Below are 10,564 nucleotides of genomic sequence, written 5' to 3' on the forward strand. Positions count from 1 at the left end.
ACGACGACCGGTGACGGGATGAGCCGCGTCAGTACCGGCACGCGATCTCCCTGCCCCTGGCCAGGTCCTCGTGGTTGTCGATCTCCACCCACTCCACCTCGCCGATCGGCGCCACGTCGATCCGGAAACCCCGGTCCACCAGCTCCTGGTAACCGTCCTCGTAGTACAGCTGCGGATCCCGCTCGAACGTCACCCGCAACGCGTCCACCAGATCCGCCGCCGCACCCCCCTCGATCAGCGTCACCCCGATGTACTCACCCGACGCCTCCGCCGGATCCATCAGCTTCGTGATCCGCCGCACCCCCTTCTCCGGGTCCACGACGACCTTCATCTCCTCCTCACCCAGCGACTTCACCGTGTCCAGCGCCAGAATGATCCGACGCCCCTCACCCCGCGCCGCCAGCAGAGTCCGCTCCACCGACACCGGATGCACCGTGTCACCGTTCGCCAGGATCACCCCGTCCGCCAGCGCCTCCCGACCGCACCAGAGCGAATACGCGTTGTTCCAGTCCTCCGCCCGGTCATTGTCGATCAGCGTCAGACGCACCCCGTACTTCGCCTCCAGCGCCTCCCTGCGCGCGTACACCGCCTCCTTGCGGTACCCCACGATCACACCGACCTCCGTCAGCCCGACCTCCGCGAAATTCCCCAGCGCCACATCCAGCACCGTGATGCTCTCCTCCGCACCCTCCGGACCCACCGGCACCAAAGCCTTGGGCAGCGTCTCGGTGTAGGGGCGCAGACGCCGGCCGGCGCCGGCGGCCAGCACGAGGCCGATCATGCGGGTTCTCCTTCGTCGTGTACGGCGGGTGCGCCGCCCCGGTGGGCGGCGACCCAGAAGCGGATGCTCTCCAGGAGCACCACGAGGGCGACGGCCACGGCGAGTGCCGTGAGCGCGGCGGTGAAACCGGTGGCGGTGAGCAGGAAGGCCAGCACCGTGACCAGCAGGGTGCGGCCCTCCTGGCCCCCGATCGCCCGCACCAGCCAGTGCGGGGGGGCGCCCGCGTCACCGCGGATGCGGTAGACCGTGTCGTAGTGATGGTAGGCGACCGCGGAGACGAGTCCGAAGGCCGCCGGAAGGGCCCCGTCCACGTCCGCCCGGGCCGCGAGGACCAGGACGGTGCCGTACTCGGCGGCGCGCAGGAACGGGGGGACCAGCCAGTCGAGGGCGCCCTTGAGGGGGCGGGCGACGGCGAGGCCGGAGGTGAGGACGTAGCCGAGGGCGGCGAGGACCGGCCAGGGCCCGCCGAAGCCGGTCAGGGCAGCGGTGCCGACGACGAGGGCGCCGCCCAGCAGGGCGACGGCCGGGGCGGTGAAGGACGGCGCCCGCCGGGCGGGGCCGGCCAGCGCGCGGGCGGCGGCCCCGGCCGGCGGGCCGGAGTCCGCGAGGTCGGCCAGGGCGACGGCGGCCCGGTCGGTGCGCACGGCCCGGCGGGTCAGCGAGCGCAGCACCCGGCCCGCCGTGGTGTACGTCGCGGCGAGGGCGCAGCCGACGAGCAGCGCGTAGAAGGTGACGCGGGGGGTGGTGACGGCGGTCAGCACGGCGATCATGGCCCAGCGCTCGCCGATGGGCAGGACGATCATGCGGCGCAGCCAGACGGTCCAGCCGACGCTGTCCAGCCGGTCGGAGAGGGCTGCGGTGGGACTGGTGTTGGCGGTGGCGTCGTGGTTCGCCTCGGTGAAGGAGAAGTCCACGACGTGCCGGCAGGTCTGGAGGACCATGGCGCCCAGCGCGAGTGCCCAGACGTCGTCGCCCCCTCGGGCGGCGCCGAGGGCGAGCCCCGCGTAGTAGGCGTACTCCTTGGCGCGGTCGAAGGTGGCGTCGAGCCAGGCGCCGAGCGTGGAGTACTGGAGGGAGTAGCGGGCGAGCTGTCCGTCGGTGCAGTCGAGGACGAACGAGGCGATCAGCAGCACGCCGGCGGCGACGAAGCCGCCGCGGGTGCCGGTGGCGGCGCAGCCCGCCGCTATGAGCGCGGTCAGCAGCGAGGCCGTGGTGACCTGGTTGGGGGTCAGCCCCCGGCGGGCGCACCAGCGGGCGAGGTAGCGGGAGTAGGGGCTGATGAGGAAGGTCGTGGTGAAGCCGTCGCGGGCCTTGACCGCGGACTTCAGGCGTACGGCCTCGTCGTCGACGGAGGCCACGGCCTGGCGGGCCTCGTTGCGGGTCTGGGGGTCGGCGGGGACGGCGGCGACGAGGCGGCCCAGCTCCGGCCGGTGCACGGCGGCGCCGTCGGCGTCGAGGGCCGCGGTGACCCGGTCGGCGAGCGAGTCGACGGCGAGCGCGGTGCCGCCGCCGGGAGCGTCGCCCCCGGCCAGGGCGCGGGCCAGCGCGGGGCGGGCGTCGGGCCGGGCGGTGACGGCGCCGGGGACGGCGGCGAGCGGGAAGCGCGGGTCGGTGAGGCCGAGGCGCAGGGCGTGCGGGTGGCCCACGAAGCGGGCGTCGACCACGGCGACCCGTTCCCCGGCGGGGACCGCGGCCAGCAGCGCGCCGGTCCCGGCGGCGTCGGGAGCGTGGCGCACGTCGAAGCCGAGGGCCCGCAGATCGCCCTCGATCGACGAACCGGGAACCGGCGGACCGGTGAGGATGGCGGTCGACAACCGAACTCATCTCCCTGGATGCCGACGCCTGGGCGCCGGGGACCGTGCATGGTGGAACGCCCGTGCCTGCGGCTCCCGGGCGGCATGTCGGCAGAGGCTATCGGATGGCTCGAACACCGTGTTCACCGCCCGTTTCACGGTCGGTCGGCGTCGTGTGCACCCGCCTTCGCCGCGATCATCATTGTGGATGGGGGCCCCGGCCCACAAACCACACCGGCCCCGGCGGCCCTGGAACCGCCCGTTCCGCCCGGTATTCACCCAGGTCGGGGCGGTGCGGCGCGGGACGGGCGGACGGCACCCGCGGCCTTGACGGCGGGGGCGGGCGCTCCGGCGTGCGGGCGGCGGGTTCCGGGCCGCGCCATGGTGCGGCTCCCGACGACGGCCCTCCCGCACGCGGGCGGCGGGACGACGCGCGGCGCCCGGCCATCGGGGGGCGCGTGGTCCTGGGAGTGCGCCGGGTGTTCGCGCCCTGGCAACCGTCGTGCTCCCCCGGGCGCGCCCGGGACGGTTCCGGGGCGGCGGCCCCGGGAACGATCATCCATCGGGTCCCCATATCCCGGTGTCCCTGCGGTGCGGTCGCGCCCGCGCCGTGGCGCGCGGGACATGCGGTGCGCCGGAAAGGGCCGGGACTGCCGCACGGGTACGGCACACTTGGGGCGCGAGGACCGAAGCGAAGGATGGGTATGCCGATCACACCTGCCACCGCGACGCACCGTTCACCGGACGCGTCGGACACGTCGAACGGCACCGCGGACGTGATTCTGCTGGAACTGGTCGACGAGAACGGCGCGACGATCGGCACCGAGGAGAAGCTGGCCGCGCACCAGCCGCCGGGCCTGCTGCACCGGGCCTTCTCCGTGTTCCTCTTCGACGAGCGCGGCCGCCTCCTGCTCCAGCAGCGGGCGCTGGGCAAGTACCACTCCCCCGGTGTGTGGTCCAACACCTGCTGCGGCCACCCCTACCCGGGGGAGGCGCCGTTCGCGGCGGCGGCCCGGCGGACCCACGAGGAGCTGGGGGTCTCGCCCTCGCTGCTCGCGGCGGCGGGCACGGTGCGCTACAACCACCCGGACCCGGTGTCGGGCCTGGTGGAGCAGGAGTACAACCACCTGTTCGTCGGACTGGTGCAGGGGACGCCGCGGCCCGACCCGGAGGAGGTGGCGCGGATCGTCTACGCCACGCCCGCCGAGCTGGCCGAGCGGCACGCCCGGGACACCTTCTCGGCGTGGTTCATGACGGTGCTGGACGCGGCGCGTCCGGCGGTGCGCGAGCTGACGGGGCCGACCGCGGGCTGGTGAGCCCGGCGGGGGCGGGGCGGGGCTCCTGGCCCTCCGGTCCCCGCCCTTCCCGTCCTCCCCGTCCCGCCCCCTCCGTCGCGCTCTCCCCCGTCCCGCCCTCGCCCGGCCCCGCCGCGCGCGTTCCGTCACCGGTGCCGGCCGCGCCGCCCCCTGGTGGGCGCGGGTCAGTGCGGGCTGAGCGGCAGGGCGGCCCAGATCACCTTGCCGCCGCTCGCCGTGTGGGCGACGTCGCAGGCGCCGCCGGCCTCCACGGAGATCTCGCGCACCAGCAGCAGCCCGCGCCCGCCGGTCCGCCCGTGGTCGGCCTCCAGGGCGGTCGGGCGGTAGGGGTGGTCGTCCTCCACGGAGACCCTGACCCACACCGGCCCGACGGCGACCTCGACGGCCAGCACCGGTGACAGCACGGCGGCGTGCCGGACCGCGTTGGTGACCAGCTCGGAGACGATCACCAGCAGCCCGTGCGCCACCTCTTCGCTGACGGGCACGCGCTGCCGGCGGAGCAGGTCCCGCACCGCGTGCCGGGCCTGCGGAACGGAGGCGTCGACGGCGGGGGCGGTGAAACGCCAGACCCCCTCGTACGGCAGTGGTTGCGCGGGCGCGGGCCCGGTCTCGTCCATTGTCCGGTCGCCGCCCTTGGGCTCGATTGTCACCACGCCCCGAGTGTTGGCAACGCCCGGGCCCGGCCCGGGAGACTGAACGCAAGTCGGCGGGTATCGAGCGAAACTGACCGTCCCCGGCCGTCCCGGGCGGCAGCGGGACTGTTCCTGTCGCGCGGCGGCGGTCACGGCCGCGGGGCGCCGCCGCGCGGAACGCGAAGCACCCGCCGAGGCGCCGACCGCGTGAGCGGGGCACCGGCCGTGGGGAACCGCGCGCCCGGCGGCTACCATCCGTTCCATGGAGCCCCAGTTGACGCACCGGATCGCCGACTCGGTCGCCACCGTCGTCATCGACCACCCCGCCAGACGGAACGCCATGACGGCGGCGATGTGGCGGGCGCTGCCGGTGCTGCTGGAGAAGCTGGCGGCCGATCCGGCGGTGCGGGTGCTGGTGCTCACCGGCGCGGGCGGCACCTTCTGCGCCGGGGCCGACCTCACCTCGCTGCGGGACTCCCCCGAGGAGGGCACCGCGCTCGCCGTCGTCGCCGAGGAGGCCCTCGCGGCCTTCCCCCGGCCGACCCTGGCCGCGGTGCGCGGCCACTGCGTGGGCGGCGGCGCCCAGTTGGCGGCCGCCTGCGATCTGCGGTTCGCGGAGGAGGGGGCGCTGTTCGGGGTGCCGCCCGCGAAGCTGGGGGTGGTCTACCCGGCGTCGACCACCCGGCGGCTGGTGGCGCTGGTGGGCCCGTCCGCCGCCAAGTACCTGCTGTTCTCGGGCGAGTTGATCGAAACCGGGCGGGCGCTGCGCACGGGTCTGGTGGACGAGGTGCTGCCGGGCGGCGGACTCGACGACCGGGTGGCGGAGTTCACCCGGACCCTCGTCTCGCGCTCGGCGCTGACGCAGGGCGCGGCGAAGGAGTTCGCGGACGGCCGCGTCGGCCGGGAGGCGTACTGGGCCGGTGAGGCCCACCGCAGCGGTGAGACCGCCGAGGGCGTCGCCGCCTTCCTGGAGCGCCGCGCCCCTCGGTTCGGCTGGCGGGCCACGGAGCCGGGCTGACCCACGCGCCGCCCCCTTTCCACGGTGGCGCCGATGCGCCGCACACCGGCCGCGGGCCCCGGCCCCGCACCCCGCCGCGCTCCCCCGCCGTCCGCGCTCCCCCACGCGCCGGACGGGCTCCCGGCGCGTCCGTGCCGACGGGCCGGGGACCGTCGGGCCGGGCCGGACGCGACCGGCCGGGACACCGCCCTGGCCCCCGTTCGCCGCCATCACCTGCCACAATTGCCGCGCAACCCCAGTGGAGAAGGCGGTACCGGATCGTGACGACACCCGGGTCCAGCGGCTCAGAGGCAGCGGGCTCCATCGAAGGCAGGATCGCCGAGGAACTCGGCGTACGGGAGCGGCAGGTGCGGGCCGCGGTGGAGCTGCTCGACGGCGGCTCCACGGTGCCCTTCATCGCCCGCTACCGCAAGGAGGCGACCGAGACCCTCGACGACGCGCAACTGCGCACGATCGAGGAACGGCTGCGCTACCTGCGGGAGCTGGAGGACCGGCGGGCGGCGATCCTCGACTCGGTGCGCGAGCAGGGCAAGCTCACCCCGGAGCTGGAGGAGCGCATCCACGGCGCGGAGACCAAGGCCCGCCTGGAGGACGTCTACCTGCCGTTCAAGCCGAAGCGGCGCACCAAGGCGCAGAACGCCCGGGAGGCGGGCCTCGGGCCGCTGGCCGAGCGCCTGCTCGGCGACCCCTCGGCGGACCCGTCGGAGGCGGCGTCCGCGTTCGTCGACCCCGGCAAGGGCGTGGCCGATCCGCAGGCCGCCCTGGACGGGGCGCGGGCGATCCTCACCGAGAGGTTCTCTGAGGACGCCGACCTGATCGGCGAGCTGCGCGAGCGGATGTGGGGGCGCGGGCGGATCACGGCCCGGGTGAAGGAGGGCAAGGAGGAGGCGGGCGCCAAGTTCGCGGACTACTTCGACTTCGCCGAGCCGTTCACCGCGCTGCCCTCGCACCGGGTCCTGGCGATGCTGCGCGGCGAGAAGGAGGACGTGCTCGACCTCGTCCTGGAGCCCGAGGAGCCCACCGACGGCCCGTCCTCGTACGAGGGGATCGTGGCGCACCGGTTCGGCATCGCGGAGCGCGGGCGGCCCGGTGACCGGTGGCTGAAGGACACGGTGCGGTGGGCCTGGCGCACCCGCATCCTGGTGCACCTCGGCATCGACCTGCGGCTGCGGCTGCGCACGGCGGCCGAGGACCAGGCGGTCGACGTCTTCGCGGCCAACCTGCGGGACCTGCTGCTCGCCGCCCCGGCGGGCACCCGGGCCACGCTCGGCCTGGACCCCGGCTTCCGCACCGGCGTCAAGGTCGCCGTGGTGGACGCGACGGGCAAGGTCGTCGCCACGGACGTGATCCATCCGCACGTCCCGGCCAACCGGTGGGACGAGTCGCTCGCGAAGCTGGCCCGGCTGGCGAGGGAGCACGCGGTCGAGCTGGTCGCGATCGGCAACGGCACGGCGTCCCGCGAGACGGACAAGCTGGCCGGTGACCTCATCGCCGCGCACCCGGAGCTGAAGCTCACCAAGGTGATGGTGTCCGAGGCGGGCGCCTCCGTGTACTCGGCCTCCGCCTTCGCCTCGCAGGAGCTCCCGGACATGGACGTCTCGCTGCGCGGCGCGGTGTCCATCGCCCGCCGTCTCCAGGACCCGCTGGCCGAGCTGGTGAAGATCGACCCGAAGTCCATCGGCGTCGGCCAGTACCAGCACGACCTGTCCGAGGTGAAGCTGTCGCGTTCGCTGGACGCGGTGGTCGAGGACTGTGTGAACGGTGTGGGCGTGGACGTCAACACCGCCTCGGCGCCGCTGCTGGCCCGGGTCTCCGGGATCACCTCCGGGCTGGCCGAGAACATCGTGGCGCACCGCGACGCCAACGGGCCCTTCCGGTCCCGGACCGAGCTGAAGAAGGTGTCGCGGCTCGGGCCCAAGGCGTACGAGCAGTGCGCGGGCTTCCTGCGCATCCTCGGCGGCATCGACCCGCTGGACGCGTCCAGCGTGCACCCGGAGGCGTATCCGGTGGTGCGCCGGATGGTGAGCACGACCGGGCAGGAGGTGGCCGCGCTGATCGGCAACACGGCGGTGCTGCGGTCGCTGCGGCCGGACGGGTTCGTGGACGGGACGTTCGGTCTGCCGACGGTCACGGACATCCTCCGGGAGCTGGAGAAGCCGGGGCGCGACCCGCGTCCGGCCTTCCGCACGGCCACCTTCAAGGAGGGCGTGGAGAAGATCTCCGACCTGGCGTCCGGGATGGTCCTGGAGGGCGTCGTCACCAATGTGGCCGCCTTCGGGGCGTTCGTCGACGTGGGCGTCCACCAGGACGGGCTGGTCCATGTGTCCGCGATGTCGAGGACGTTCGTGAAGGACCCGCGGGACGTGGCGAAGCCCGGGGACATCGTCCGGGTGAAGGTGCTGGACGTCGACATCCCGCGCAAGCGGATCTCGCTGACGCTACGGCTGGACGACGAGGCGGCGCCGGGCGGCGAGGAGCAGCGGGGACGCCGGCCGGGCGGGCGTCCGCCGAAGCAGCGGCAGCAGCGCCAGGGCTCCGGGGGCGGCGGGCAGGGTTCCGGGAGTGGTGCCCAGAGCCGGTCCGGAGGCGGCGGGCAGGGCCGTTCGGGCGGCGGCCAGGGCCGTTCGGGCGGCGGCCAGGGCCGTTCCGGTGCGGCACCGGCCGCGAACGGGGCGATGGCCGACGCGCTGCGGCGGGCCGGGCTGGCGTAGCCGCCGCCGCCGGCGCGGCCGGAGGCGGGCCAGGCCCGGTCCGCCCCCGGCCGCGCGGCTCAGCCCGGGACGGTGTCCCGCGGCTCCGGCGGCCGGGGCGGGGCGGGCCGGGCCGTCGGCAGCGCCAGCACCATGGTCAGCCCGCCGCCCGGGGTGTCCTCCGCGCGCAGGGTGCCGCCGACGGCCTCGGTGAAGCCCCGGGCCACGGCGAGGCCCAGGCCGACGCCCGCGCCGGCCGGGGCGTCCCCGTACCGCTGGAAAGGCTCGAAGATGCGGTCCTTGGCCTCGTCGGGGACGCCGGGGCCGCGGTCGACGACGCGCAGCTCGACGCGGTCGCCGAGGGCACTGGCCGACACCAGGACCGGGGAGCCGGGCGGGCTGTACTTGACCGCGTTCTCCACCACGTTGGCGACGGCTCGCTCCAGCAGGCCCCGGTCGACGTGGACCATGGGCAGCGTCTCGGGGATGTCCAGGTCGACGCCGTCCCCGGGCACGCCGACCAGCGCCATGGGGACCACCTCGTCGAGGTCGGTCTCGCGCGGCAGCGGGGTGACGGTGCCGGTCCGCAGCCGGGAGATGTCCAGCAGGTTGCCCACGAGCTGGTCGAGCCGGTCGGCGCCCTCCTCCACCGACCGGAGCAGTTCGGCCCGGTCCTGCTCGGACCACTCGACGTCCTCGGAGCGGAGCGAGGAGACCGCGGCCTTGATCCCGGCGAGCGGGGTGCGCAGGTCGTGGCTGACGGCGGCGAGCAGGGCGGTCCGGATCCGCCCGCCCTCGGCCATCCGGCGGGCACGGCCCGCCTCCTCCCGCAGCCGCTGCTGGTCCAGCGCCACGGCGGCCTGCGCCGCGAACGCGGCGAGGACGCGGCGGTCGGCGGCGGGCAGGACCCGGCCGCGCAGCGACAGGAGCAGGTTCTCCCCGGCCGGGACGTCCACGTCCCCGGGCTCCGGCGGTCCCTCCGGGCGGGGGCCCACACTGCCCGCGCTGGTCCAGGGGGCGGTCTCCGTCTCCCGTTCCAGCAGGGCCACCGACTCCTGGGCGAAGGTCGCCCGCACCCGCTCCAGGAGCGCTTCGAGGCTGGTCTCGCCGCGCAGGACGTTCCCGGCGAGGAAGGAGAGGATCTCCGACTCGACGCGCAGCCGGGCCGCCTGGTGGGCGCGGCGGGCCGCCAGGTCGACCACCGAGGCCACGGCGACGGCGACGCCGACGAATATGGCGATGGCGACCATGTTCTCCGGGTCGGCGACGGTCAGCGCGCGGGCGGGCGGGGTGAAGTACCAGTTGAGCAGCAGCGAGCCGACGGCGGCGGAGGCCAGCGCCGGGAGCAGCCCGCCGACCAGCGCGGCGGCCACCGTCAGGGCGAGGTAGAGGAGCATGTCGTTGGCGAGGCCGACGGGCGGCGCGGCGCCGGTGAGCAGGAGGGTGAGGAGGGCGGGGCCGAGCACACCGGTCAGCCATCCGGCCAGCACCCGGGACCTGCCCAGCCGGGCGCCCCGCGCCGCCGGCAGTCCCCGTCCCTTGCCCATGGCGTCGTGCGTGATGAGGTGGACGTCGATGTCCGTCCCGGACTCGCGGGCGACGGTGGCGCCGACGCCGGGGCCGAAAACGTACTGCCAGGCCCTGCGGCGGGAGACGCCGAGGACGATCTGGGTGGCGTTGGCGCCCCGGGCGAAGTCGAGCAGGGCGGTGGGGATGTCGTCGCCGACCACCTGGTGGAAGGTGCCGCCCAGTTCCTCGGCCAGGGTGCGCTGGGCGGCGAGTTCCTCGGGCGCGACGGCGGTCAGGCCGTCGCTGCGGGTGACGTAGACGGCCATGACCTCGCCCCCGGCGCCCTTCTCGGCCAGGCGGGTCGCGCGGCGGATCAGGGTCCGCCCCTCGGGGCCGCCGGTGAGCCCGACCACGATCCGCTCCCGCGAACCCCAGATCGCCGCGACCCGGTGGCGGCTGCGGTACTCGGTGAGGTACTCGTCGGCCCGGTCGGCGACCCAGAGCAGGGCGAGTTCGCGCAGGGCGGTGAGGTTGCCGGGGCGGAAGTAGTTGGAGAGCGCGGCGTCGACCTTGTCGGGCCGGTAGATGTTGCCGTGGGCCATGCGGCGGCGCAGCGCCTGGGGCGACATGTCGACCAGTTCGATCTGGTCGGCGCGGCGGACCACCTCGTCGGGCACGGTCTCGCGCTGGCGGACCCCGGTGATGGACTCGACGACGTCGCCGAGGGACTCCAGGTGCTGGATGTTGACGGTGGAGACCACGTCGATGCCCGCGGCGAGCAGTTCCTCCACGTCCTGCCAGCGCTTGGCGTTGCGCGAGCCGGGG

Annotated in this window: 7 protein-coding genes; 3 read left to right on the forward strand and 4 right to left on the reverse strand. The window is 75.2% G+C overall.

Annotated elements, in window-relative coordinates; translation table 11 throughout:
* Positions 1-28 precede the first annotated feature (28 nt).
* Positions 29-781 (reverse strand): phosphocholine cytidylyltransferase family protein, encoded by a 753-nt coding sequence (locus GTY84_RS24325; RefSeq protein WP_161225954.1) that lies wholly within the window; start codon positions 779-781, stop codon positions 29-31.
* Positions 778-2,595: a DUF5941 domain-containing protein gene (locus GTY84_RS24330; RefSeq protein ID WP_161228527.1), complete on the reverse strand. Its 1,818-nt coding sequence runs from the start codon at positions 2,593-2,595 to the stop codon at positions 778-780. Before GTY84_RS24330 ends, GTY84_RS24325 begins: the two co-directional genes overlap by 4 nt.
* A 683-nt stretch (positions 2,596-3,278) precedes the next feature.
* Here GTY84_RS24330 and idi point away from each other — a divergent pair.
* Positions 3,279-3,890, forward strand: a complete 612-nt coding sequence (gene idi, locus GTY84_RS24335; protein WP_161228528.1) for an isopentenyl-diphosphate Delta-isomerase — start codon at positions 3,279-3,281, stop codon at positions 3,888-3,890.
* A gap of 164 nt (positions 3,891-4,054) precedes the next feature.
* On the opposite strand, the gene GTY84_RS24340 is transcribed toward idi, so the two are convergent.
* Positions 4,055-4,507 carry an ATP-binding protein gene (locus tag GTY84_RS24340; protein ID WP_161228532.1) on the reverse strand — a complete coding sequence of 151 codons (453 nt, stop codon included), beginning with the start codon at positions 4,505-4,507 and terminating at the stop codon, positions 4,055-4,057.
* A gap of 277 nt (positions 4,508-4,784) precedes the next feature.
* On the opposite strand from GTY84_RS24340, the gene GTY84_RS24345 reads away from it, so the two are divergent.
* Together GTY84_RS24345 and GTY84_RS24350 are read left to right on the forward strand one after the other, a co-directional pair.
* Positions 4,785-5,540: an enoyl-CoA hydratase/isomerase family protein gene (locus GTY84_RS24345; protein ID WP_161228529.1), complete on the forward strand. Its 756-nt coding sequence runs from the start codon at positions 4,785-4,787 to the stop codon at positions 5,538-5,540.
* A 260-nt stretch (positions 5,541-5,800) separates the two neighbouring features.
* Positions 5,801-8,251 (forward strand): Tex family protein, encoded by a 2,451-nt coding sequence (locus GTY84_RS24350; RefSeq protein WP_161228530.1) that lies wholly within the window; start codon positions 5,801-5,803, stop codon positions 8,249-8,251.
* A 59-nt stretch (positions 8,252-8,310) separates the two neighbouring features.
* Here the strand turns inward: GTY84_RS24350 and GTY84_RS24355 are convergent.
* Positions 8,311-10,564: ATP-binding protein (locus tag GTY84_RS24355; protein ID WP_161228531.1), on the reverse strand; the 2,254-nt coding region annotated here is incomplete at its 5' end.

It is taken from the genome of Streptomyces sp. SID8352, assembly GCF_009862265.1.
Taxonomy (GTDB): Bacteria; Actinomycetota; Actinomycetes; order Streptomycetales; family Streptomycetaceae; genus Streptomyces.